The 25,077-nt window shown below is 70.4% G+C and carries 19 protein-coding genes and 1 pseudogene; 2 read left to right on the top strand and 18 right to left on the bottom strand.

The window, feature by feature from the left end; all coding sequences use genetic code 11:
* Positions 1 to 164 precede the first annotated feature (164 nt).
* The gene (locus ACIBL4_RS16140; protein ID WP_399410372.1) at positions 165 to 2,372 is read left to right on the top strand and encodes a family 43 glycosylhydrolase; all 2,208 of its coding nucleotides are present in this window, start codon (positions 165 to 167) and stop codon (positions 2,370 to 2,372) included.
* A 3-nt stretch (positions 2,373 to 2,375) separates the two neighbouring features.
* On the opposite strand, the gene ACIBL4_RS16135 is transcribed toward ACIBL4_RS16140, so the two are convergent.
* The 18 genes and pseudogenes from ACIBL4_RS16135 to ACIBL4_RS16050 form a co-directional block, all read right to left on the bottom strand.
* Positions 2,376 to 3,533, bottom strand: coding sequence for a dienelactone hydrolase family protein (locus ACIBL4_RS16135; protein ID WP_399410370.1), 1,158 nt, complete (start codon positions 3,531 to 3,533; stop codon positions 2,376 to 2,378).
* Positions 3,520 to 4,477: pseudogene (locus ACIBL4_RS16130) on the bottom strand (polysaccharide lyase family 1 protein). The gene ACIBL4_RS16135 and the pseudogene ACIBL4_RS16130 overlap by 14 nt, the downstream one beginning before the upstream one ends.
* Positions 4,478 to 4,772: 295 nt before the next feature.
* A complete protein-coding gene (locus ACIBL4_RS16125; RefSeq protein WP_399410368.1) occupies positions 4,773 to 5,804 on the bottom strand; it encodes a pectinesterase family protein in 1,032 nt (343 codons plus the stop codon).
* The gene (locus ACIBL4_RS16120; protein ID WP_399410366.1) at positions 5,805 to 6,935 is read right to left on the bottom strand and encodes a pectinesterase family protein; all 1,131 of its coding nucleotides are present in this window, start codon (positions 6,933 to 6,935) and stop codon (positions 5,805 to 5,807) included.
* 117 nt (positions 6,936 to 7,052) lie between these two features.
* Positions 7,053 to 8,372 (bottom strand): polysaccharide lyase family 1 protein, encoded by a 1,320-nt coding sequence (locus ACIBL4_RS16115; RefSeq protein WP_399410364.1) that lies wholly within the window; start codon positions 8,370 to 8,372, stop codon positions 7,053 to 7,055.
* A 33-nt stretch (positions 8,373 to 8,405) separates the two neighbouring features.
* Positions 8,406 to 9,203 carry a rhamnogalacturonan acetylesterase gene (locus tag ACIBL4_RS16110; RefSeq protein ID WP_399410362.1) on the bottom strand — a complete coding sequence of 266 codons (798 nt, stop codon included), beginning with the start codon at positions 9,201 to 9,203 and terminating at the stop codon, positions 8,406 to 8,408.
* 104 nt (positions 9,204 to 9,307) lie between these two features.
* A complete protein-coding gene (locus ACIBL4_RS16105; RefSeq protein WP_399410360.1) occupies positions 9,308 to 10,657 on the bottom strand; it encodes an ABC transporter substrate-binding protein in 1,350 nt (449 codons plus the stop codon).
* Positions 10,658 to 10,706: 49 nt separating this feature from the next.
* On the bottom strand, positions 10,707 to 12,698 hold the full coding sequence (locus tag ACIBL4_RS16100; protein WP_399410358.1) for a pectinesterase family protein: 1,992 nt from the start codon (positions 12,696 to 12,698) through the stop codon (positions 10,707 to 10,709).
* 34 nt (positions 12,699 to 12,732) lie between these two features.
* Positions 12,733 to 14,241: a family 43 glycosylhydrolase gene (locus ACIBL4_RS16095; RefSeq protein ID WP_399410356.1), complete on the bottom strand. Its 1,509-nt coding sequence runs from the start codon at positions 14,239 to 14,241 to the stop codon at positions 12,733 to 12,735.
* Complete coding sequence (locus tag ACIBL4_RS16090; protein WP_399410354.1) at positions 14,238 to 15,086, bottom strand: PmoA family protein; 849 nt, start codon at positions 15,084 to 15,086, stop codon at positions 14,238 to 14,240. Before ACIBL4_RS16090 ends, ACIBL4_RS16095 begins: the two co-directional genes overlap by 4 nt.
* Positions 15,083 to 16,270 carry a Gfo/Idh/MocA family protein gene (locus ACIBL4_RS16085; protein WP_399410352.1) on the bottom strand — a complete coding sequence of 396 codons (1,188 nt, stop codon included), beginning with the start codon at positions 16,268 to 16,270 and terminating at the stop codon, positions 15,083 to 15,085. The genes ACIBL4_RS16090 and ACIBL4_RS16085 overlap by 4 nt, the downstream gene beginning before the upstream one ends.
* A complete protein-coding gene (locus tag ACIBL4_RS16080) occupies positions 16,267 to 17,571 on the bottom strand; it encodes a polysaccharide lyase family 1 protein (protein WP_399410350.1) in 1,305 nt (434 codons plus the stop codon). Before ACIBL4_RS16080 ends, ACIBL4_RS16085 begins: the two co-directional genes overlap by 4 nt.
* Positions 17,568 to 18,464, bottom strand: coding sequence for a carbohydrate ABC transporter permease (locus ACIBL4_RS16075; RefSeq protein ID WP_399410348.1), 897 nt, complete (start codon positions 18,462 to 18,464; stop codon positions 17,568 to 17,570). Before ACIBL4_RS16075 ends, ACIBL4_RS16080 begins: the two co-directional genes overlap by 4 nt.
* Positions 18,461 to 19,396: a carbohydrate ABC transporter permease gene (locus ACIBL4_RS16070; RefSeq protein WP_399410346.1), complete on the bottom strand. Its 936-nt coding sequence runs from the start codon at positions 19,394 to 19,396 to the stop codon at positions 18,461 to 18,463. The genes ACIBL4_RS16075 and ACIBL4_RS16070 overlap by 4 nt, the downstream gene beginning before the upstream one ends.
* Positions 19,397 to 19,510: 114 nt before the next feature.
* Entirely contained in the window at positions 19,511 to 21,241 is a 1,731-nt protein-coding gene (gene araD, locus ACIBL4_RS16065) for an L-arabinonate dehydratase (RefSeq protein WP_399410344.1), read from the bottom strand.
* A complete protein-coding gene (locus tag ACIBL4_RS16060) occupies positions 21,238 to 22,149 on the bottom strand; it encodes a dihydrodipicolinate synthase family protein (RefSeq protein ID WP_399410342.1) in 912 nt (303 codons plus the stop codon). The genes araD and ACIBL4_RS16060 overlap by 4 nt, the downstream gene beginning before the upstream one ends.
* Positions 22,146 to 22,805 carry a GntR family transcriptional regulator gene (locus tag ACIBL4_RS16055; RefSeq protein WP_279546672.1) on the bottom strand — a complete coding sequence of 220 codons (660 nt, stop codon included), beginning with the start codon at positions 22,803 to 22,805 and terminating at the stop codon, positions 22,146 to 22,148. The genes ACIBL4_RS16060 and ACIBL4_RS16055 overlap by 4 nt, the downstream gene beginning before the upstream one ends.
* 222 nt (positions 22,806 to 23,027) lie before the next feature.
* Positions 23,028 to 23,624: a TIGR03086 family metal-binding protein gene (locus ACIBL4_RS16050; RefSeq protein ID WP_399410340.1), complete on the bottom strand. Its 597-nt coding sequence runs from the start codon at positions 23,622 to 23,624 to the stop codon at positions 23,028 to 23,030.
* 132 nt (positions 23,625 to 23,756) lie between these two features.
* Between ACIBL4_RS16050 and ACIBL4_RS16045 the strand changes: the two genes are divergently transcribed.
* A complete protein-coding gene (locus ACIBL4_RS16045; protein ID WP_399410338.1) occupies positions 23,757 to 24,995 on the top strand; it encodes an MFS transporter in 1,239 nt (412 codons plus the stop codon).
* The last annotated feature ends 82 nt before the right edge of the window (positions 24,996 to 25,077 follow it).

Here is a 25,077-nt window from a genome sequence, read left to right as displayed (position 1 = left end):
GCGTACCGAAAGGGTTGCCGCCGTCATGTGCACGGGTGTGGCCGAGTCTCCGAAAGTTTCGGAACCACCGGCCTCATGCACACCCGTTGACGCCCTGTCCCCGGCCGGTGAAACTCCGAGGGCCGCTATCCAACAGAATCCCCCAGACTCCGACAGGAAGTGTCATGCGCCCCCGCACGCTCCTGCTGCCGTTCCTGGCCCTGACCGGCCTCCTCCTGACCCTTCTCGCGGCGCCACCGGGCGCCGCGGACTCCGGAGCACCACCCGTGAAGCACTCCAAGTACGCCGGCTATCTCTTCGCCTACTTCACGGGCGAGGGCACCGCCGACGGCGAGCAGATCCGTTACGCCCTCAGCCGGGGCAACGACGCGCTGCACTGGCGTGAATTGAACGCCGGCAAGCCGGTCCTGACGTCGACGATCGGCGAGAAGGGCCTGCGCGACCCGTTCGTGATCCGCTCCCCCGAGGGCGACAAGTTCTTCCTGATCGCCACCGACCTGCGGATGTACCAGAACTCCAGCGGCAGCTGGGACCAGGTGCAGCGGCACGGCAGCAAGTCGATCATGGTCTGGGAGTCCACCGACCTGGTCCACTGGACCGATCAGCGTCTGGTGAAGGTCTCCCCGGACAACGCGGGCAACACCTGGGCCCCGGAGGCCTACTGGGACGACGAGCTCGGTGAGTACGTCGTGTTCTGGGCGTCGAAGCTGTACGCCGACGACGACCCGGACCACAAGGGCAACACGTACAACAAGATGATGTACGCGACGACCAAGGACTTCCGCACCTTCAGCGAGCCGAAGGTCTGGAACGACCCGGGCTACTCGGTGATCGACTCCACGGTCGTGAAGTACAAGGACGAGTACTACCGCTACACCAAGGACGAGCGCGACCCCAGCTCCTCCAGCCCCTGCTCCAAGTTCATCACCGGTGAGAAGTCGACGTCCCTGACCTCGACGAAGTACGACTTCGTGGCCGACTGCATCGGCAAGGGCGCGATGGACCGCGGCGAGGGCCCGACGGTGTTCAAGTCGAACACCGAGAAGAAGTGGTACCTGTTCATCGACGAGTACGGCGGCCGCGGCTACGTCCCCTTCGAGACCACCGACCTCGCCTCCGGCAAGTGGGCCCCGTCCACCGACTACCAGCTCCCGGCGAGCCCCCGGCATGGCACGGTGCTGCCGGTGACACAGCAGGAGTACGACCGGCTGCTGGCGGCCTACCCGAGCTCTCCCGCCTCCGTGGTGGACGCGACCGCCAAGCACCAGAAGGGCTACTCCATCGTCACGGACAGCGCCTCGAAGGTCGTCCTCCCGATGGAACCGGACGCCGATCTGCGCGGCCTCGCCCCGAAGTTGTGGGTCGGTGAGGGCGCCACGCTGAGCCCGAAGTCCGGCACCCGACGCGACTTCCGCACGCCGCAGAAGTACACCGTGACAGCGGCCGACGGCACCAAGCGCACCTGGACGCTCGAGGCGGTCCGCACCCGCAGCCCGCTCCTGCCCGGCCTGAACGCCGACCCGGACGTCCACTATCTCAACGGCAGATACTGGATCTACCCGACGACGGACGGCTTCCAGGGCTGGAGCGGCACCAAGTTCAAGGCGTACTCGTCGAAGGACCTGGTCCACTGGAAGGACCACGGCGTCATCGTCGACCTCGGGCCCGACGTGACCTGGGCAGACAAGAACGCCTGGGCACCCGCGATCGCCGAGCGGAACGGCAAGTACTACTTCTACTTCTGCGCCGAGCAGCAGATCGGCGTGGCGGTGGCCGACTCCCCCGCCGGCCCCTTCAAGGACGCACTCGGCAAGCCGCTGGTCGCCAAGGGCGGGGCGCTCAAGGGTCAGATGATCGACCCGGCGGTCTTCACGGACGACGACGGCCAGGCCTACCTGTACTGGGGCAACGGCCGCGGGTACGTCGTGCCGCTGAACGACGACATGGTGTCGTTCGACGCGTCGAAGGTGAAGGACATCACCCCGGACAACTTCCGCGAGGGCTCCTTCGTGATCAAGCGGAAGGGCACGTACTACTTCATGTGGTCGGAGGACGACACCCGCAGCGAGAACTACCACGTGGCGTACGCGACGGGTCCGTCCCCGCTCGGCCCGTGGACCAAGCGCGGAACGATCCTCGAGAAGCGGCCCGAGTACGGCATCCTCGGCACCGGTCACCACTCGGTGGTGAACACGCCGGGCACCGACGACTGGTACATGGTCTACCACCGCTTCGCCCTCAACGGCCCCGGCAGGCCGGGCGGCGACGGCATGCACCGGGAGACCACCATCGACCGCATGGAGTTCGCGGCCGACGGCAGCATCAAGCCGGTGGTGCCGACGCTGGAGGGCATCAAGCCGGTACGGCGATGAGTCTCACAGGACGTCGTCGAGCCAGTTGAAGACCTCGTCCTGCATCTCGCGGGTGAAGACGTGGCCGAGCTCCGGCCACGTCTTCGTCCGAATCCGCTCCTCGGCGTGACGCGACCGCCAGACGGCACGCAGCTTGTCATGCGCGACCCGTACGCCCTCGGCCGGGAACAGCGTGTCGAGCCCGCCGTTGAAGAACAGCATCGGCCGGGGCGCGGCGATGCTCGCCACGTCGGGGATGTCGAGGTGCCGGGCGAGACCGGCGTGCAGCATGTAGTAAGCCGACTGCCCGCGCAGCGTGTTGTTGCCGGGCACCATCATCTCCTTCAGTCCGGTCATCCAGCACACGCTCGCGGCGGCCGCGACGTGGTCGCTGAGGGCGGCGGCCTGCCAGGCGCGGTAGGCGCCCATGGAGAAGCCGACGGCCGCGACCCGCCGGGCGTCCACCCGGTCCAGTCCCGCCAGGAAGGCGGCGGCCCGCTGGTCCTCCCGGGCCATGAGCCCGGCGAGCGAGGAGCCGAGGTTGTAGAAGTTGGCGGCGAGGGCCTGCTGCTGCTCGTAGGCGAGCGGCCCGCGGTCGCCCCAGCCGAGCGCGTCCAGGCACAGCACCACATAGCCGCGCCGCGCCAGTTCGTCGCCGACGAACCGCCCGCTGAAGTACTTGTCCGCCCAGGACCGGGCGGAGGCGAGACGGGTGTCGTCGTACCAGGGCCGGACGAGTTTCTCCTTGCCGATGTCGAACCTGGCGCCGTGGTCGTGCAGGAGCAGCACGGCGGGAAAGGGCCCGCGGCCGTGCGGGGTGAGCAGGGCGCCGCGCACGCGTTCGTAGCGGGTGAGAGAGACGGTGACCAACTCCCTTGTGTATCCCTCCCCCTGAACACGACCGGCGACCTCCGGGGCGTACGGCGTCCCGTCCTGCCGCTCGACGAGCAGGTGCTCCTCGACCGTGGCCCGGGCGGCACGCCGCCAGGTGCGGAAGTCACGGATCGGGGAACGTCCCCAGGCGAGCGGGAAGGTCAGGGCGTCCTTCAGCGCCGGGTGGAAGTCGGGCAGCGGGCCGTCCACGACCGCGGCCTCCGCCCCGCCCACCGCTCCCCCGGCCAGCAGGGCCGTGCTCGCCCCGACCACGAACGTCCGCCGGCCGAGCGGCTCATGGGTGCCCATACGACCTCCCTGTCCCGGCGTGCCGCAGCACGTACCTCTCGACCGCCGACGGGGACGTCAGGGCGCGGTAGTCGTACACATCGGCGGGATCCCAGCCCACGTCGGTCCCGAGCCCGAGTCCGCTCGCCACGGCGTTCAGCCGGGCGGGCCGGCCGTTGAACCAGGAGCCGGTGTCACGGAACCGATCGCCCCCGTAGTCCGCGACGGCGAGGGACGGTCCTCCCCCCGGATACCGGAAGACGTTGCGCTCGGAGAAGATCGCGGACTCCACGCCGACGCCCAGGGCGTAGAGCGGCTCCTGCCCCCGGTGGACGTTGTTGACGACGTGCACCTGCCCGAAGCGGACGCGCGGGGCGCGCTGCACGATGCCGCTGAACAGGTTGCGGACGAAGGTCACCTTGAGGTCGGTCCCGGTCGCCGCGTCCGTCGCCCGACCCGATCAGGATCGCCTTGTCGTGATCGACGAACCGGCTGTCGGAGACCGTGACGAAGTCGGAGCCGTCCTCGATGTCCAGCAGTCCGTCGTGCCGCTGCACGCGCTCGCCGTGGAAGCCCAGGGGCGCCTCGCGGTCGGGGAACCGGCCGTCGGTGAAAGTGCAGTGGTCGATCCAGATGTTCTTGCCGGTGATCACGGTGAGCGCGTCGAAGCGGGCGTTCCAGCTGCCGCGTGCGCCGTCGCCCGGGGACCAGCTGGTGAAGTGGTCGACGGGCGCCTCCAGACGCAGGTTCCGCACGATGATGTTGCTGCCGGTGTTCACCGTCAGGAACACCCCGAGCAGCCGGGCGTCCCGGCCCACGCCGACGAGGGTCGTGTTGCTCGGCACGGTGAGCTGGATCTGCGCCTTCTCCTTGTTCGACCCGGTCTGGCGCAGCTGCCGCTGCTGTTTGCAGTGGTCGTAGCGGGTGTCGGACCAGACGGCGCCGTCCTCGCCGAAGCAGGACATGTACTTTCCGAGGTCGTATCCGGGCGCGTAGTCCTGCTCGCCGAGCAGGGAACCGTCGTCCGCCTCGTGCCCGGAGATGTCACCGACGACTCGGATGACCTTGGGCGCGGTGGGATCGCCGTCGTTCGCCAGGGCGGTCCTGAGTTCGGCGCGGGTGTCCACCGTCCAGGTCCTGCCGCCCGCCCCGCCGGTGGTGCCGGAGCCGGCCGAGGCCCAGCCGACGGGGGCGCGTTCGGTGGCGGTGGCCGGTGAGGCCGGCCAGAGCAGGCAGAGACCGAGGAGGAGAACAGCCGCCCTACGCATGGGGCCGCCAGTCGCCGAGGTACGTCTCCTTGGTGTGCAGCGCGGCTTGCGCCCGGCCGAGTTGGGGCCGGTTCTCCGGCACGGAGACGGTGGCGCCCGGCCCGGTGTTGCGGTACTCGGCGAACCGCATCGACTGCCAGGGATAGGCCTCGCGCATGTTGGTGTACGGGGCCACCGCGTCGATGCCCGGCCCGATCCGGGTCTCCCGCACCACCAGCGACGGCCAAGCCGTGGTCTCGTACGACGGCACCCAGGGCCGGGCCAGCTTGTACGCCCCGTCCTCGGCGCCGGAGGTGATGCGGCAGCGCACGGCGAGGATCCCGTACGGGTTCGCCCGGGCCGTGGAGGGCGCGAAGACCATGCCCTTGGGGGCGAAGTCCACGTCACGTGCCAGCGTGCGGAAGTGGCACTGCTCGAACACGGCGGTCGCCCGCCCGAAGACGAAGTCGACGTCGCCCTCGACGTAGCAGTGCCGGAAGTACTGCCGGTCGAAGGTGCCGAGCGCGGTGGTGTCGACGAAGAGGGTGTCCTGGTGGGCCAGGAGCCGGACGTTCTCGAAGCGGGTGCGGTCGCCGTACGTGTACGCCGCGACCGCCTGGGTGCCGGTGATGTCGGGGTGGTCGGCGCGCAGCCAGTCGTTGGCCAGGGTCAGGTCGCGGACGGTCAGCCCGGGGGCCGCCGAGGTGAAGGTGGCGGAGCCGGCCGTGCCGTACGTGCCCGAGCCGTCGGGCCTCGGGGTGCCGTTGGCGTTGTCGTAGACGATGACGACGTCCCGCGGGTCCCGGGTGGCGCCCCTGAGGGTCAGGCCGGCCTTCCCCGCCGGGACGCTGACGACCTCGCGGTACGTCCCCGGGTGCACGACGACGGTCCAGCCCGGGCCTTCCACGGCGTCCACGGCGGCCTGCACGGACTCGCCGGGGCGGACGCGCAGGACACGGCGACGGGCGGGTGCGGCGAAGGCGGGTGCGGCGCCGGTGGCGACGAGGCCGCCGGCGAATCCGGTGAGCAGGGTGCGCCGGTGCACTCAGCACTCCTCCTTCCACGGCTCCCAGTCGCCGAGCCAGGCGGTGCGGGTCGCCGAGCGGGCCTGCCGGGAGGTGAGCTGGGGCCGGTTGGCGGGGACGGAGATGTCCGCGCCCGGTCCGGTGTTGCGGTACTCGGCGAAGCGCTGGGCCTGCCACGGAAAGGAATCCGACATGTTGGTGTAGGGCGCGACCGCGTCGATGCCCGGGCCGAGCCAGGTGTCCCGGACGGTGAGCATGGGACGGGCGGTGGTGTCGGAGCTGGGCACCCAGGGGCGGGCGAGCTTGTAGTAGCCGTCGGGAGCCTCGCTGTCGACGCGGCTCCTGGTCACCAGGTACCCGAGCGGGATGGCGGCGGCCGTCGACGGGGCGAAGACGAAGCCGTACGGGGCCGCCGACAGGTCGGTCCGGTTCAGGGTCCGGAAGCGGCACTGCTCGAAGACGGCAGTCGCCCGCCCGAAGACGAAGTCGACGTCGCCCTCGGCGTAGCAGTGGGCGAAGTACTGGCGGGCGAAGGTGCCCAGCGCCATCGAGTCGGCGTACAGGGTGTCCTGGTGGCCGAGGAACCGGCAGTGGTGGAAGGCGGACCGGTCGCCCTGGACCTTGAGGGCGACGGCCTGGGTGCCGGTGATGCCGGGGTGGTCGGCGCGCAGCCAGTCGTTGGCGAAGGTGATCCAGCGGGCTGTGAAGCCGTCGGCCTGCACAGTGGCGGTGGCGGAGCCGGTGGTGCCGTAGGTGCCGCCGCCGGGCTTGGGCGTCCCGGCCGCGTTGTCGTACACGATGACGACGTCACGGGGGTTCTCGCTCGCCCCGATCCAGGTCATCCCGGTACGGCCGGGGTCGACGGCGACGGTCTGCCGGTAGACGCCCGGGGCGATGACGAGGGTGTATCCGCTGCCGGTCGCGGCGGCCACGGCGTCCCGGACGGTGGTGAAGTCACCGGCGCCGCCCGGGTGGACGTACAGGGTCTTCGGATCGCGGCGCGCGGCCGGTGAGCCGTACCGGCCGAACGGGCGCGGCCGGGCGCCGGCGGCCCGCGCGGGGACGGCGGCGAGACCGACGACGGCACCCGCTGCGGCGCTCGCGGCGAGGAACGTCCGGCGGGAGAGGGAGACATGGGGCTGCGAGAGCATACGGCTGCTCCTTCGCGGTGCGGCTGGTGCGGGGTTCTCACGAGTGGGGAAAAGGCCGGGGCGGGGGTGCGATGCGGTCCGCCCCGGCCGATTCACGTGCCGTTCAGGTCGGGTAGGTCAGCACACGCGGCCTGCGCCCGCGCGGGCGTCGACGATGCCCGGGACCGCCTTCGCCGGATCGACGCCGGCCCGCAGCGTCGGCGTCCAGCCGGCGCCCGACTGGAGCGTCTCCCCGGGGATCTCCGCGTTGTGCACGGCGATCAGGTCGACGGCCTTGCCGTTGACGACGTTGGCGTTCGCGGTGACCGGCGCCTCGTTCCACTTCTTGAGGATCTTCGCCGGGCTGATGCCCTGTGCCAGCGTGAACGCGTTGTGCTCGGCGACGAGCCGGGACTCCTTGCCGATGCCGTAGACGTAGCCCCACTTCTGGCCCTTGGTGACCACGAAGTGGTTGTTGTACGAGTCGACCTGCCCGAACCGCACCCGCGGCGCCCGCTCGACGATGCCCTCGAAGCGGTTGTGGTGCAGCGTGACCTTGAGTTTGCCCGTGTCGTCGGCGGTGGCGCTGTCGCTGTTGCCGATCAGCATGGTCTTGTCGTGGTCCTTGAAGGAGTTCCAGGACACGGTGACGTGGTTCGAGCCGCGCACGACGTCGAGGAGCCCGTCGTGCTGCTGGTAGGTCTTGCCGAAGTAGGACGGCAGGGCGCTGTCGGGGTGGCGGCCGTCGGTCAGCGTGTTGTGGTCGACCCACACATGCGTGGAGCCGTAGACGACCACCCCGTCGTACTCGCTGTTCCAGGCGCCGGTCTTGTTGTCGTCGGCCGGGTCCCACTGCGGGAAGCAGTCGACCGGAGCCTCGATGGTCAGGTTCCGGACGATGACGTTGTCGACGCCCTTGATCTGGAGGCTGCCGCCGAGGATCCCGGAGTTCTTGCCCACGCCGATGATGGTGGTGTTGGCGGGGACGATCGCCTTGATGGTCTTGTCCTGCTGGGCGGCGGAGGCGGCCCGCAGGTCCTCCTGCTCACCGCTGACCGGCTTGCCGTGCCCCCAGACGGCGGGGTCGTAGGCGGCGAGGTACTTCTGGAAGTCGTACCCCTCGGCCTCGAACGCCTCGCAGCCCTGGGAGACGGCGTCGATCATCCCCTTCACCTTGATGATCCTGGGCGCGGTCCCGCCGTCCTTCAGGGCGGCCCGGAACTGCTCCCAGGTGGTGACGGTGTAGACGTGCGCGGCATCGGCGGCGGCACCGCCCGTGGTACCGGTGCCGTACGCGCCCCACCCGTCGTCGGCCCCGAGCGTCTGGCGGGCCACGTCCCGGGGCCCGGCCTGCGCGGCGGTACCGCTGACGGACAGCACGAGCGCGGCACACCCGACCACCGCGGCGACCTTCACTGCGCCCGTTCTGGCATGATCATGACACTTCCGAACGTTCATGGTGCGGCTCTCTCTCCTTCTGCCTGGGGTGTGTTACACGGCGGCCTGCGGCCAGGTGATCCACGACTCGGGAATCGGCTCGTCCAGCCGGCGCACATCGCGCGGCCCGAGCACCCAGGTGCGGAGCAGCTCCCTCGCCACGAGGCGGGCCACGGCGATCGCGCCCGGCGGATTGAAGTGCGTGTTGTCCTGCTCGGTGGCGGTCCAATTGAAGTACTTCTTCGTCTCCTCGACCCCGAGCTCCTGCCACAGGGCGAGCGACAGCGCCTGCACGTCGAGCAGCGCGACCCGCTCCTCGGCGGCCAGCGCCCGCATGGCCGCCGGGTACTCACCGTGCGTCGTCATGGCCTTCCCGCCGGCGTCGAACCTCCGCCGCTCGACGGAGGTGGCCAACACGGGCCGCGCACCACGGGCCCGGGCCCCCTCGACGTACATCCGCAGATGATCCTGGTACGTCGTCCAGGGCTCGGTGTACCGAGTCGGGTCCTCGGTCTTCTCGTCATTGTGACCGAACTGGATGAGAAGGAAATCGCCGGGCTGGATCGCGGACAGAATCACCTCCAGCCGTCCTTCGTCGACGAAGCTCTTGGAACTCCGCCCGTTCACGGCGTGGTTGGCGACCGGCCGGTTCTTGCCGAGAAAGAACGGAAGCGCCATACCCCAGCCAGTCTCGGGCGCGGCGTTCGCATACTTCTGGGCTGCGGTGGAGTCACCGGCGATGTAGAGGGTGCGATTTCGGCTACCGGCAGCTTGTGCCGTACCGGTTACAGAGAGCGCGAGGGGCACCGAGGCGACAGCGGCAACGGCGACTTGTCTTCGACTAAGAGACATGCGAGAAACTCCTTAGGGGCGCGGGGAACTGCGCGACAAGCCACGGGACGGCCCACACCCTGCACACCACAGGCCGTCCCACGGCGAAACCCAGAAACCAGCAACTAACCCTTCTGCTGGTTCCACTCCTCCTGCGCGGTGTTCAGCTGCTCAGCCAACGTGTCCAGAAATTCCTTCGCACTCATCTTCCCGAGCAGCACTTTCTGGAAGTTCGGCTCATTGTCGGCCTTGGAAATCGTGTTCCAGTCCGGCAGGTAGTACGGCAGCTGCACAATCGTCGTCGACCCGTCCGACAACGCGTCAGCGGCCAGCTTCGTCGGCTCGGCCTTCGAAATCCACGCATCCTTCGCCGCGTCCGTGTTCGCCGGCACCTGCCCCGCCGCCTCGTTGAACTTCGAGTTCTCCGCCTTGGACGTGGCGAACTCGATGAACTTCCAGGCGGCGGCCTTGTTCTTGGAGCTCTTGAACAGCCCGAGGCCGTCGACCGGGTTGGAGACCTGGACCCGCTTCCCGCCGGGCCCGGTCGGCTGCGGAATACCGCGGAACTTGTCGACCCCGAGCGCCTTCACATGATCCTGGTACGACCCGAGGTTGTGGTTCAGCATCCCGATCGTGCCGGAGTCCCACTGCGCGACCATCTTGGTGAAGTCGTTGTTGAGGTCGGCCGCGGGGGTGACCTTTTTGTACAGCGCCGCGTACTTCTCCAGTGCCGCCACGTTCTTGGGGTCGTTGACGGTGGTCTTCTCACCGCTGGAGTCCCAGAACGAGGTGATCCCGGACTGCCCGTACATCGCGTCGAGCGCCTGGGCGATGGAACCCGCGCCACCACGGATGGTGTAGCCGAACTCGTTCTTGCCCTTGTTCGTGAGCTTGTCGGCGGCCGTGAAGAACCGCTCCCAGGTCGTCGGCTCCTCCAGCCCCGCCTTCTTGAACAAGTCGGTGCGGTAGTACAGCACACCGTTGTTGGCGGAGGTCGGGATCGAGTACAGCTTGTCGTCGCCACCGCCGGCTGCCTTCAGCGACTCGACCATGTCCTTGTTGAGCTTGCCGTTGAGCGAGGACTTCTCCAGCCGCTCGTCCAGCGGCTCCAGCGCGCCCTGCGCGGCGAACCCCGCGAGCATCGCCGCGCCGACACCGCCGACGTCCGGCAGACCGCCGCCCTGGAGGGCGGTGTCGACCTTGGACTGGTACTCGGTGGAGGCGATCCCGACGTACTCGACCTTGATGTCCGGGTTGGCCTTCTCGAAGTCGGCGATGACCTCCTTCCAGATCTCGGTGCGGACACCACCGTTGTTGTCCCAGAAGACGATCTTGCCCTTGCCGCTGCCGTCGGCGCCCTTGTCGCCGCCCGCCCCGCTGCCGTCGTCGCCGCAGGCGGTGACGGTCAGCGCGAGTACGGCCCCCAGGGCGACGGCCGTGGCGGCGCGCCTGCTTCTGCGATTGCTGATCTTCATTGGTCGGCTCTCTTCTTCTGGATCCAGCGGAACTTGAAGGTGTGGGGGGTCAGTGGCGGGCGTGGGGTGCCCAGTCGTCCGTGCCCTTGAGGTAGGCGGCCACGGTGTGGAGCCGCGCCTCCTGGTCGCTCAACTGCGGACGGTCGGCGGTGACCGTCGCGCCCGGGCCGTGGTTGCGGTACTCGGCGAACCGCGCCTCCTTCCACGAGAACCCGCCCATGTCGGTCCACGGCGAGGACTTGATCGCGGCCGGCAGCGCGGTGTCCCGGATCAGCACCTGCGCGATCGCGTCCGGCTCGCCGCCCGGGTGCCAGGGGCGGCCCAGGTGGAAGCTCCCGGCGGGGGCGTCGCTGACGATCTTCGACCGGGTGATCAGGAACCCGTACGGGTTGCCCTTCCAGGTCGATGCCGCCGTGATGTAGCCGTTGTTCGTGTCCGAGCCCCGGCTCAACGCCCGGATCACCGACCGTTCGATCACCGTGGTGGCCCGGCCGTAGATGAAGTCGACGTCGCCCTCGATGTAGGAGTCGCGGACGTAGACCCGGCTGAGGGTGGTCAGCTTGGGGCTGTCGGTCATCAGCGTGTCCTGGTTGCCCAGGAAGGCGGTGTCCTCGAAGACGATCCGGTCGCCGGTCGTCTTCATCGCCAGCGCCTGCTCGCCCTTCAGCTCGTGCGCGGCCTCGTCGAAGTCGTTGCTGAAGGTGAGGTTGCGTGCGGTGACGTCGTTCGCGGCGATCCGGACGGTGGCGCTCCCCGTCGAACCCCCGTACTCGGCGGGCGTGTCGAAGACGATGACGGTGTCGGAGCGGTCCTGTCCAGTACCCCGCAGCACGAGGTTCGGCTTGCTCGCCGGGATGAACACCTTCTCGCGGTACGTGCCCGGCGCGACGGCGATCGTGAGCGGAGTGTCGTTGCCCTCCGGCACGGCGTTCACGGCGGCCTGCACGGTCGGGTAGTCGCCCGGGACGTGCAGAGTGACAGGCCCGCCGATCCGCTTCTGCGGCCCGGAGAACCGCTTCACCAGCGCGGGCACGGCGGCGGCCGGGTCGAGCCGGTAGGCGTAGAACGCGCGCGGGTCGAACGCCGTGCCCCACGCGTCGTGCCGGCCCGTGGTGTCGCGCAGGATCGACCCGCGCTGCACCAGTTCGGCTGTGGCGTCGGCCTGGTAGGGGTGCTGGACGCCGTCGTAGAAGCTGTTCTCGATGACCATCTTCGTCCGGCCGCGCGACCAGTTGCCGTACGTCCACACGGGGTCGCCGTCGGACAGCTGCGAGGACAGGTAGTTGTTGTAGAGGTGGGCGTAGGCGACGTTGTCGGCGGACGGGTTGCGCTGCTTGGTGGCGCGGAACCAGTTGTGGTCGACGGTGATCTGTGTCTTGACGTTCGGGGTCCAGCCGATGCCGAAGGTCTTGTTGTTGTTCGTGAACTGGTTGTAGGAGACGGTGACGTACTCGCTGTCCTTGCGGATGTCGAGCTGGCCGTCGCAGATCCGCGAGAAGCGGATGTGGTCGATCCACACGTGGTGGGCGGTGTCGAGGCGGATGCCGTCGTAGTCGGTGTCCTTGCAGTCCCAGTTGCCGTCGATGGCAGTGTCGCGGATCGTGAGGTTGCGGATCACGACGTTGTGCGTGCCGGGGTCGAGGGTGAAGCCGCCGTGCACGATCTCGGCGGTGTCGCTCACGCCGATGATGGTCTTGTCGGAGGCGACGGGTATCTCCGTGCCGAAGGGGTCCATGTCCAGGGAGCCCCTGACGCGGATGACGTACGGCTCCTCGGCCGCCGCGTACTTGGCGAGCGCGGCCTGGTCGGTGACGGTGACGACCTTGCCGCCCGCCCCGCCGGTGGTGCCGCCGGCGAGGGAGGCGAAGCCGTGCGGCCGGTCCGTCCAGCGGTCGGCGGCGGGCCCGGTCTTCCGGGACTGCGGGGCTGCCTGTGCGTCCCCGAGTGTCCCGAGGCTCAGCGCGGCGACGAGGCCGAGCACGGCGGCCACGACCTTGCCGTGCCCCGGTCTCGACAAGCGCTTGCTACGGAGGTGCGTCATTGCGGCTCCCAACAGGCTTACGGCTTCAGGTGCTTTACGAGGCGCTGATCCGGAACTGGGTGAAGGTGGCCGCGCCGGCGTGTCCCTGACCGGCGGGCGCGAGGGCGACGAGGCCGAGCAGGGCGCCGACCCAGCGCCACGGGGTGGCGGCGAAGACCGGGCCCGACGGCCGGAAGCCGTCGCCGACGTCGGCCGAGAAGCGGCAGCGGGCTCCCGCGCCGATCTCTATCCGCAGCCGGGCCCGGCCTTCCGGCGCGAGCCGCGGGTGCGCGGCGTCGCGTTCGGCCTCCGCGGCCGCCTCGGCGAACCGGTGCACGAGGTGCGCGGTCCCGTCCGCGCCCCGCTGGAGCCCGATCCAGCCGAACGCGTCCCCGAGGACCGCGAGACCGGCCCGGGCCCCGGGCTCGTCGCTGTCGAGCCGCAGTTCGACCTCGACCGTGCAGGGTGTGCCGGGCAGCCGCTGGGTGAGCACGTTCGGCAGCTTGCGCAGGTCGTGCGCGTCGGCCGAGCGGACGCAGGTCAGCCGGAGCCCGTCCCCGGAGTGCTGGGTGGCCCAGCCGTCGCCCGGGTTGGCGGTCCACTGCCACTGGCGGCCGTACCGTCCGCCGGGGAAGTCGTCGTCGGTGGCGGGCGCGGCGGGCGGCTGCGGCGGCAGGTCCGGCTTCCTGTGCACGGCGACGGGGGCGCCGTCGTCACCGAGCACCGGCCAGCCGTCCGCACCCCAGCGCATCGGCTGGAGGTGCACGACCCGGCCGTAGGCGCCGCGCTGCTGGAAGTGCAGGAACCAGTCCTCGCCGGACGCGGTGCGCACCCAGCCGCCCTGGTGCGGCCCGTTGACGTCGGTGTCCTTCTGCTCCAGGACGATCCGCTCCTCGTACGGCCCGAAGAAACCGCGCGAGCGGAAGGCGCCCTGCCAGCCGGTCTCCACTCCCCCGGCGGGGGCGAAGATCCAGAACCAGCCGTCGTGCCGGTACAGCTTGGGACCTTCGAGGGTGAACCAGCCGGGTATGCGGTCGCCGTCGACGATCACCTTGCCCTCGTCGAGGACTTCGGTGCCGTCGGGGCGCATCCGGTGCCCGGTGAGGCGGTTCTTGACGCCCGAGCGGGACTTGGCCCAGGCGTGGACCAGATAGGCCTCGCCGGTGTCGTCGTCCCACAGGGGGCAGGGATCGATCAGGCCCTTGCCGGCCTTCAGCAGGTGCGGACGGGTCCAGGGGCCTCTGATCTCGGGGGCGTTGACCTGGAAGATGCCCTGGTCGGGGTCGCCCCAGAAGATCCAGAAGCGTTCGTCGTGGTACCTGAGGGACGGGGCCCAGACGCCGCAGTCGTGGCGGGGTTTCTCGAACTCCTCCGCCGGTTCCAGACGGTCAAGCGCGTGGCCGACCAGGGTCCAGTTCACCAGGTCGCGGGAGTGCAGTAACGGCAGTCCGGGGACGCGGCCGAAGCTGGAGGCCGTCAGATAGAAGTCGTCGCCGACGCGGACGACGTCCGGGTCGGACCAGTCGGCGTCGAGGACCGGGTTGCGGTAGGTCTCGGTGGTCACGGGCTCACCGCCTTGCGGACGAGGGCCGCGGCGGCGTCCCGGTCGAGACGGCCGTCGGCGACGACGGTGACCACCCGGCGGACGACGGTCTCGCCCGGCGGGATGGACAGCCGCTCGTCGTACGCCAGCGAGGAGCCGACGCCCGGGTACTCCTCGGTGCGCACGAACCACGGGTCGCGGCGGGTCTGTTCGGTGGCGCCGGCGAAGACCAGCGTCCAGGTGCCGCCCCGCAAGGCGAGCCAGTCGGCAGGCCGGCCGTGGACCTGCCCCTCGCCCTCGGCCCCGGCCGAGAAGACCTCCGGCGCGGCGGACTCCTTGCGGGCCCGCCAGAAGAAACCGCCGTAGGCCGCGCCCGGCCGCCCGTTGGTCGCGGGGCTGCCGATCGACAGCGGCTCCTTGGTGACGTTGGTGAGGGAGAAGGTGAGGTCCAGGGCCCAGGCCTGGTCGGTGAGTTCGGTGGCCGCGACCGTGCGGCGCTCGCGCAGCAGCTCACCGCCCGCGGCGACCCAGCGCAGCTCCTCCACGAAGCCGTCCGGGTCGCGCAGCTGGAAGGCGACGTGCCGCTGGGAGCCGTGGTTGTCCAGCTCGGTCGGGCCCTGGTCGCGGACGTAGGTGCGCCCGCCCCAGAAGTTGAACCCCTCGACGTCGGGAACGGCGACACCGACGCCGAGGTGGTGGGCGTGGTCGGCGGGGGACAGCTCGGTGACCGCCGTGCCGGCCAGGGTGGTGACGGGGTGCAGATAGGGGCGCGGGGAGAGTCGGGCGGGCAGCTCGGGCCGGGTGACGTACCGGCCGACCGGCTGCCCCGCGACACGCAGCACCGCGGTGTCGTTGCTGCTGGTCATCTGGTGCTCACCTCTTTCGACAGGTGCTCCGCGTTCAGCGCCCAGGGGGCACCGAGCTCGGAGTAGAGGGAGAGGGTGTCGGCGGCGGCCGCGACGAGCCCGTCGATGCCGGGCACCACCCGGCGGTTCTCGCCGGGGATCCGGTGCCAGGCGGTGTCCGGCAGCGGCACCGGGTCGGAGGCCGTGCGGATGGCCTCCACGACCTTCATGAAGGCGCCGGTCTCCTCCGGCGGGACCAGCAGGTCGGCGCCGGTGGTGAGGTGTGCGACGAGGTTCTCCAGCAGGTCGGTGCGGCCGTGCTCGAACTCCTCCGGGCCGTGCCCCGCGCGCTGGAGCAGCACGCGGTCCTGCTTGTACCAGAAGGTGATGCGGCCGGTGCCGCCGTGCACCAGGACGTACGGTTCGTCCGCCCGCTCGGCGCACAGGGTCGCGGCGACGGTGACCGGGTGGCCCTGGGCGGTGGTGATCCGGACGCAGGAGGTGTCGTCGGACTCGATGGCGTTGGCGCGCAGCAGTTCGGTCTCAATGCCGGTGACGTGCTCGGCGCGGGTGCTGCCGCCGAGGGCGAGTGCGGTGGCGACGGCGTGGGCGAGCGGGTTGGTCAGCGCCCCGTCGATCACGTCGACGCCGTTCATCCGCCGCTTGCCCGCCCAGGGCGCCCGGCGGAAGTAGTGCTCGTTCCGCACCCAGGCACCGGCCCCGCCGATCCCGGCCAGCTGCCCGATCGCCCCTTCGGCGATCAACTCGCGGATGGCGGGCAGGGCGTGCGAGCCCAGCGACTGGAAGCCGATCTGGCAGACGACCCCGGCCGCCGCGACCCCGTCGGCCATGCGGCGGAACTCGGCGTACGAGGGGGCGGGCGGCTTCTCCAGCAGGAGGTGCACGCCCCGCTCGGCCGCTGTGAGCGCCAGGTCGGTGTGGGTCGGGATCGGTGTGCAGATCACGGCGATGCGGGCGCCGGTGGAGTCCAGCAGGGCGCCGAAGTCGGCGGACTGCTCGGGCGTGCCGAGGCCGTCGAGCTCCGCCTCGGTCAGCGGCGTCAGTTCGCAGACGCCGGCCAGCCGGACGAGGCCCTGCTGCTGGAGGCGGCGGATGTTCTGGACGTGCCAGCGGCCGTGGCCCCGGGCGCCGGCGAGGACGACGGGCAGAGGTGTGTTCATGGAGTCGATCATGCGACCGGTCATGGGATCCTCCCCGCACCCGCGCCGCGGGCCACCGCCCGGTCGGCCTCGGCGGCGATGTCGATCCGCCCGTGCAGGGCGGGCGTCCAGCCGACGTCGCCCGTCAGGTCGCGCTCGCTGCCCGAGTTGTAGGCGTTGTAGATCATGAGCAGGTCGACCGGAAAGCCGTTGAAGAGCGTGCCGCTCTGGTGCAGGGCGCTGCCGTTCCAGCTCTTGACCAGGTCGGCGACCTCGACATGGCCGGGGGCGTGGAAGGCGTTGTTCTGGGCGTAGATCCTCGACTCGGTGGAGACGCCGAGGGAGTAGCGGTAGTCGTCGCCGGTGATCTCGTAGCGGTTGTTGTAGAGGTGCACCTGGCCGAAGCGGACGCGCGGGGCGCGCTGGACGACCGACTCGAACTGGTTGTGGTGGAGGGTGACCCGGAGCTTTCCGCGGTCGCCGGTGGCGGTGTCGCCGTTGCCGATGAGCATCGCCTTGTCGTGGCCGGCGAACCGGCTCCAGGAGACGGTCACCAGGTCGGAGCCGTTGGTGATGTCCAGCAGTCCGTCGTGGCGCAGGTAGTTGCGGGCGAAGTGGGTGGGCTCCTTGGCGTCCGGGTGGCCCTTGTCGCTCAACGTCACGTGGTCGACCCATACATGGGTAGCGCCGGCCAGCCAGATCGTGTCGTACGCCGTCTTCCAGTCGCCGAGGCCGCCGGTGTTGGGCTGCCAGACGGGGAAGCAGTCGTAGGCGTCGCGGATGTCGAGGTTACGGATGATCACGTTGTCCGCGTTCCGCACCTGGAGGCTCGCGCCCTTCAGCACGGCCGAGTCGCCGAGCCCGATGATCGTGGTGTTGGAGCCGACGGGCAGCACGACCCGCTCGGCCTGCCGGGCGGCGGAGGCCTGGCGGGCCTCCTCCTGCGGGCCGCTGGGCTTGGCGGTGCCCCAGGTGCGGGGGTCGTAGGCGGCGAGGTACTTCTTGAGGCTGTAGCCGCCGGTGGCGTAGTCGGAGCAGTCGAGACGGTCGCCGTCGTCGTCGGTGTTGGCGTCGATGGTCCCGGCGATCCTGATGATCTTCGGGGTGTCGCTGGCGCCGTCCAGGGCGCGGACGAGTTCCGCGCGGTCCGTGACGGTGTGGACGTGGTCGGCGTCGGCGGCCGCGCCTCCGGTGGTGCCTTCACCGGCGGAGGCCCAGCCGTCGTTCGCGGGCAGGGTGTCGCGGCTGATGTCACGGTCGTCGGCACGGGCGCGGTCCTCCGCGTGGGCGGGGACGCAGAGCACGCCCACCAGCCCTGCCGCTACGGCGAGTTGGCGCAGTCTCATCCCTTCACCGCCCCCGCGCTGAACCCGGTGATCAGCCACTTCTGGATGAAGGCGAACACGAGCACGACCGGCACGGCCGCGATGATGCCGCCCGCGGCGAGGGCGCCCAGGTCCACGCTGTCCGCGCTCATCAGGGTGTTCAGGCCGACCGGGATGGTCTGCTTGTCCTGGTTGTTGAGGAACATCAGGGCGAACAGGAAGTGGTTCCAGGAGTGCACGAAGGCGAAGGAGCCGACGGCGATCAGGCCCGGTCGCAGCAGCGGCAGCACGACGATCCGGAAGGCCGTCATGCGGTTGCAGCCGTCCACCCAGGCCGCCTCCTCCAGGGAGTACGGCACGTTCTTGATGAAGTTGCTGATCAGGATCATCGACAGCGGCAGCTGGAAGACCGTCTCGGCGAGGATGACGCTGCCGAGGCTGTTGATCATCTGGAGTTCGGCGAAGATCTCGAACAGCGGGACCAGCAGCAGCGCGCCCGGTACGAACTGGGAGCACAGCAGGCCCAGCATGAACGCCCGCTTGATCTTGAAGTCGAACCGGGCGAGGGCGTAGCCGCCGGCCAGGGCGACGAGGGTCGTCATGACCAGGGTGGCGACGCCGACGAGCACGCTGTTGGCGAAGTAGGTGCCGAAACTGCGCTCCGTCCAGACCTTCTCGAAGTGGTCGAAGGTCATCGGCCAGGGCACCAGCGAGGTCGAGCCGGCCGGACGCAGGGCGAACAGCAGGATCCAGTAGAAGGGGATGAGGGTGAAGACCAGGTAGATCCCCAGGGGCAGGTAGATCTGCCAGCGGGGCACCTCGTCCCAGGCGCGCTTCCCCGTGGCGGGACGCGGTGGTTCGGGGGCCGTGGACACCGGAGCGGGCGCCGCCTTGGTGGCTTCCTTGACGCTCACTTGCTCTCGCCTCCGAACTTGCTCAGCCGCAGATAGACCATCGAGCAGAAGAGCAGGATCACGAACGCGACCGTGGTCAGGGCGGACGCGTAGCCGAAGTTGTGGGCGTCGACCGAGGTGTTGGCGATGTAGAGCGGGAGGGTCGTGGTCTCCCCCGCCGGACCGCCGCCGGTCAGCGTGTAGAGCAGGTCGACGTTGTTGAACTCCCAGACCGCACGCAGCAGCGTGGACAGGATGATGGCGTCCTTCAGATGAGGCAGCGTGATGTGCCAGAACTGCTTGAGGCGGCTGGCCCCGTCGACCTCGGCGGCCTCGTAGAGGTCCTTCGAGACGGACTGGAGATCGGCGAGGATGAGGATCGCGAAGAACGGCACCCCGCGCCACAGGTCGGCGACGACCGCCGCCGGGAACACCGTGGAGGTGTCCGACAGCCAGCTGGTCCCGTAGGAGCCGATGCCCATGTCCGCGAGGTAACGGGTGATGCCCGTCTGGGAGTTGTAGAGCAGCACCCAGATCGCTGAGGTGAGCACGCCGGAGACGGCCCACGGGGAGAAGACCATCGCGCGTCCCAGGCCCCGGCCCACGAAGGTCTGGTTGACGATGAGGGCCAGCGCGAGACCGAACAGCAGCTGGAGGCCGACCTCGACGAAGACCCACTTGGCGCTGAAGACCAGGGTGTCCCAGAAGACCGGGTCCTTCGTGAAGGCGTGGACGAAGTTGTCGAAGCCCGCGTATCCGTTCCGCCAGGGCTTGGTGGGGTTGTAGTTCTGCAGGCTGTAGTAGAAGACGCTGATGACCGGGTAGGCGATGAAGCCCAGCATCAGCAGGGCGGCCGGTGCGATCAGCAGGTACGGGAGCTTGCGCGGGGTGGCGGAGGCACGGCGCCGCCGGGGTGGCGCGGGCGGTTTCGCCACGGCTGCGGCTTGGGCCATGACTGTTCTCCGTTCTCAGTACGTCGTGGTACGTCGTGCGTGCGCAGGAAGCGCTTTCTCGCTGTGCGGGGTCGTGCTGAGGAGCAAAAGGTGGTGCCGGGGTGGTGCGGCGGCTCAGCCCGCGTACGGGTCCTGCACCTTGCCCGTGCGGGCCAGGAACTCGAAGTCGCAGCCGGTGTCGGCCTGCGTGATCTGCTCGTTGTAGAGCGCGCCGTAGCCGCGCTCGTACCGGGTGGGCGGCGGCGTCCAGTCCGCCCGGCGCCGCTCCAGCTCCTCGTCGTCCACGTGGAGATGGAGGGTGCGCGCCTCGACGTCGAGGGTGATGGAGTCGCCGGTGCGGACGAGGGCGAGCGGTCCGCCCACGTACGACTCGGGCGCGACGTGCAGCACGCAGGCGCCGTAACTCGTGCCGCTCATCCGGGCGTCGGAGATGCGGACCATGTCCCGCACGCCCTGCTTGAGCAGGTAGTCGGGCAGGGGCAGCATCCCGTACTCGGGCATGCCCGGGCCGCCCTTGGGACCGGCGTTGCGGAGCACGAGTACGTGGTCGGGGGTGATGCCGAGCGACGGGTCGTTGATGGTGCGCTGCATCGTCTTGTAGTCGTCGAAGACGACGGCGGGCCCGGTGTGCTTGAGCAGGTGCTGCTCGGCGGAGACGTGCTTGATGACGGCGCCGTTCGGGCAGAGGTTTCCGCGCAGCACGGCGACCCCGCCCTCGGCGGCGACCGGGTTGTCCCGGGTGCGGATGACGTCGTCGTTGTGGACGACGGCGCCCTCGATCTGCTCTCCCAGGGTGCCGTTGACGGTGGGCCGCTCCAGGTGCAGCAGATCGGTGATCCGCGAGAGGAAGGCGGGCAGACCACCGGCGAAGTAGAAGTCCTCCATGAGGTACGTCTGTCCGCCGGGCCGGACGTTGGCGAGCACCGGTACGGTGCGGGCGATGCGGTCGAAGTCGTCGAGGGTGAGCTCGACCCGGCAGCGTCCCGCCATCGCGATCAGGTGGATGACGGCGTTGGTGGAGCCGCCGAGCCCGAGCACCGTGGTGACGGCGTCCTCGAAGGCCTCGCGGGTGAGGATCCGGGACGGCTTGAGCGCGGTCCAGGCGAGCTCCACGGCACGGCGCCCGGAGGCGGCGGCCATCCGCTCGTGCCCGGAGTCGACGGCCGGGATCGAGGAGGCGCCCGGCAGCGTCATACCGAGGGCCTCCGCCGCCGCGGTCATCGTCGACGCGGTCCCCATGGTCATGCAGTGGCCGGGTGAACGCGCCAACCCGCCCTGGAGCTCGCGCAGTTCGCAGTCGGTCAGATTGCCCGCGCGATGCTCGTCCCAGTACTTCCACATGTCGGTGCCGGACCCGAGGGTCTCACCGCGCCAGTGGCCCGGCAGCATCGGCCCCGCGGGCACGAAGAGGGCCGGTACGTCGGCCGAGGCCGCGCCCATGAGCAGCGCGGGCGTCGACTTGTCGCAGCCGCCGAGCAGCACCGCCGCGTCGACCGGGTACGACCGCAGCAGCTCCTCCGTCTCCATCGCGAGCAGGTTGCGGTAGAGCATCGGGGTCGGCTTCTGGTACGTCTCGGAGAGCGTGGCGACCGGGAACTCCAGCGGGAAACCGCCGGCCTGCCACACACCCCGCTTGACCGCCTCGGCGCGCTCGCGCAGATGAACATGGCAGGGGTTGATGTCGGACCAGGTGTTCAGGACGGCGATCACCGGGCGGCCCAGGTACTCCTCCGCCTCATAACCGAGCTGCCGCATACGGGCGTTGTGCGACCAGGTGCGCAACTGCCCCTCGGCGCCGTACCACTGGTGGCTTCTGAGGTCCTCGGAGGACAGCCGGCCGGTCATATCGACCACCCCGCGGCGATGGCGGCGACCTCGGCCCGCTCGTCCTCGGGCAGTTGCCTGCTCGGCGGGCGCACCTCGCGGCGGCACAGGCCGAGGGAGGCGAGGGCCTCCTTGACGACGGTGACGTTGTTGGCGGAACCGCTGTCGGCACGCAGCTCCTCGAAGCGGCGGATCTCCTCCCAGACCTTCATGGCGGCCGGGTAGTCGCCGGAGCGCAGCGCCTCGATCATGTTCAGGGAGACGGCCGGGGCGACGTTCACCAGCCCGGAGGTGAAGCCGGTGGCGCCCGCGGAGAAGTAGGAGGGCGCGTAGGGCTCGGCGAGGCCGGCCACCCACACGAACCGTTCCAGCCCGGCGTCGCGGGCGAAGGCCGCGAACCTGGCGGCGTCCGGGACGGCGTACTTCACGCCGATGACGTTCGGGCAGGCGTCGGCGAGTTCGGCGAGCCGGGCACCGGGGAGCTGCGCGTTGCGGATGTACGGGACGACGCCCAGCTCCGGCACGGCCTGCGCGATGGCCCGGTGGTAGTCGACCCAGCCGGCCTGGGAGACGTACGGGTGGACGGGCTGGTGGACCATCACCATCTGGGCGCCGAGATCACGGGCGTGCCGGGCGGAGGCGACGGCGGTCGGGACGTCGTGCCCGACACCGACCAGGATGACGGCCCGCTCCCCGGCCTCGTCGATCGTCAGCTCCGTGACGAGCCGGCGCTCCTCGGGGGTGAGGGCGTAGAACTCGCCGGTGTTGCCGTTCGGGGTGAGGGTGGTGATGCCGCCGTCGAGCAGGCGGCGCAGCAGGGCCCGGTAGGTGTCCTGCTCGACGGAGCCGTCCTCGGCGAACGGCGTCACCGGGATCGCCACCACGTCGGCCAGGGCCGCCCGCTGGATCTCGAACGCCACGCTGCTCATTCCTGACCTTCCTGTTCCAGTTCCGCCTGGGGGAAAGCACGCTGCACGAAGGACGCGATGTGGGAGTGCAGGGCGCGGGCCGCGCCGTCGGCGTCGCCGTCGAGGGCGAGGCGGAGGATCTCGCGGTGCTCGCCGGCCTCCCGCTCCCAGGAGGGGGAAGCGGCCCACGCGACGGCGGAGACGAGGGCGGCCTGGTCGCGGACCTCGTCGAGCATCCGACCGAGCAGCGGGTTGCCGCACGGCAGGTACAGGGCGCGGTGGAACTCCCGGTTGGCCAGGGAGCGTTCGGCGGTGTCGGTGGCGGCGTCGGCCCGGGTCAGCGCGGAGCGGGCGGCCTCCAGGGAAGCCCCGCGGTGCACGGCCCGCTTCAGCGCCTCGGGCTCCAGCAGCAGCCGGACGTCGTAGACCTCGCGCGCCATGTCCGCGTCCACCATGCGCACCGTGACGCCCTTGTACTGGTTCATCACGACCAGTCCGGTCCCGGCGAGGGTCTTGAGCGCCTCGCGCACCGGGGTCTTCGACACCCCGAACTGCGCGGCGAGCTCGGTCTCGACCAGCGCCTGGCCGGGCGTCAACTGCCCGGTGAGGATGCGGTGTTTGATCCCTTCCAGCACGTACTGCGTGCGGGAGGGGATCGGCGTGGGCACAGAGGTCATGCGCGCCTCTCGGATCTCGCGTCCCCGGTGGGGATCGCGTATCGGATCTCGCGTATCGCGTCTCATATATGACGTACGAAGTACGACGCGATGACGGTAGGAGGGCGCGGTTGTTTCGTCAATGCTTCTGACGCAAGAAGTAGCAATCGCTTTCTACGGCCTGGGCTTCCAGCCTTCTAGGGCCTGGATTTCCACCGTTCTACGACCTGGGTTTCCACCCCTCTACGACCTGGGCGTCCACCCCGGATCCCGCCCGCTCAGCCCCACCGCCCGGTCCAGCAGGGGCGCGTCCGGCCGGACGGGGACGACGGGGCCGAAGATCTCGCCCCGGCTGGGGTCGTCGACCGACGCGGCGAGGAAGTCGTGGCAGACCTGGAGCGCGGCCGGGTCGGGGGTGTACGCCTGGCCGGTCGCGCGGGCCAGGTCCCAGCCGTGGATCACCAGCTCGTCGGTGGCGACGAGCCCCGCGATCTCGCCGGGCAGGTCGACGCCCCCGGCCCGGGTCATGCCGGTCCACGCGGCCGGGTCGCGCCAGGCCTCGGCCAGTTCGGCGAGGACCTTGGGCAGCGCCTCGCGCCAGCCGGGCCCGAGGTCCGGGAGTGCAGAGTCGGGGCTGGTGTCGGTCGTGGCGCCCAGGTCCTTGCGGCCGGCGTCGCGGAAGGCGACGGTCAGCCCGACCAGGTGGCCCAGCAGGTGGCGCACCGCGTACTGAGGACAGGGCGTCGGGGCGGCCAGGTGCTCGTCGGTGACGCCTTCGGCCAGGCGGGCCAGGACCGCCGTCTGCGGGCCGAGGTCGAGGGTCGGGGTGGTGTCGGTCATCCGCTGTTCCTCCTGGTTTCGTTTCCTGGGAGGTAGACCGACGGCGACCGCGGAAGTCATCGCCCGGCCGCCCGTTTTCCACGACACTTGCCCGATCCCCGCTCGCGGGCCTTAGAACCACGATGACCAGGCATGACGAACAGAACGGCCTGGCCCGTGGTGCGTGTCCTGCGCGACCGCGACGCGGGGCTGTGCCTCTCCGCCGTGGTGGTCTCCGGCTTCGGCACCTCGGCGCTGTGGCTGGCGTCCGGCGTGTGGGTGAAGGACCTCACCGGCTCGGACGGCTTGGCCGCCCTGTGCCTGCTCGCCATGTGGCTGCCGGCCCTGGCCGGACCGCTGCTGGGCACGCTCGCCGACCGGGGCCGCCGCAAACCCCTGCTGATCGGCGTGAACCTGCTCCTGGGCGCCCTCCTGCCCACCCTCGTGGCCGTCGACGCCCCGGGTGATCTCTGGCTGCTCTACGCCGTGCTGTTCGTATACGGCGCGGCGGGCGTCGTCCACGACGCGGCCGAGTCGGCACTGGTCGCGACCGCCGTCGACCCGGCCCTGCTCGGCGACTTCAACGGCCTGCGCATGACGGCCATGGAGGGCATGAAACTCCTGGCCCCGCCGGCGGGTGCGGGCCTGTACGCGGCGTACGGCGGCGCGAGCGTCGTCCTCCTGGACGCGGCGACGTTCGCCCTGGCCACGGGCGTGTACACGCTGCTGCGGGTGCGGGAGGAGAAGCCCGCGCCGCCCACCGGCAGCCGCCGGGAGCGCACCGCCGCGGGCGCCCGCCATCTATGGGCGCACCCTCTGCTGCGCCCCCTGGTGCTGGCGGGCGGCGCCACCATGCTGTGCGCCGGCCTGAACGGCGCGATGCTCTACGCCGTCGTCGACGACCTCGGGCGCTCCCCGGCGTACGCCGGTGTGCTGTACGCCGCACAGGGCGCCGGGTCGGTCGCGGTCGGCCTGCTCTCCGGCACCGCCCTGCGCCGCCTGGGCGAGCGGCGCTTCGCGGCGTACGGCATCGCCCTGCTGGCTCTCGCGGTGGCCCTGCGCGCGGTGCCGTCCGACCCGCTGGCGCTGGTGTGCAGCGCGGCGATCGGCGCGGGGCTGCCCGCGGTGCTGATCGCCACGCTGACGTCCGTGCAGCGCGAGACACCCGGCCCGCTGCTGGGCCGGGTCACCGCCACCGCCCACACGCTCGTGTACACGCCGAACGTGGCCGGGCTGGCCGCCGGGGCGGCCCTGGTCGAGCTGGTGAGCCACCGGCCGGTACTGGTGGCCCTGGGCGTGGCCCTGCTGGTGACGGCGGTGCCTCTGTTCCAGTGCCCGGCGAGGACTGAGCGGACCATCTCCAGGTCATCGTCGGACGCCGATCCGGCGTGATCAGCCGCAGTTCCGTAGCGCCGAGCCGCCGGGGCGACCCTGTCCGAACCGGTGAGCCACCGGATGACGCTGGTCGCCCTGC

It is taken from the genome of Streptomyces sp. NPDC050416, assembly GCF_044458845.1.
Classification (GTDB): domain Bacteria; phylum Actinomycetota; class Actinomycetes; order Streptomycetales; family Streptomycetaceae; genus Streptomyces.
This window is presented reverse-complemented; position numbering and strand designations above follow the sequence as displayed.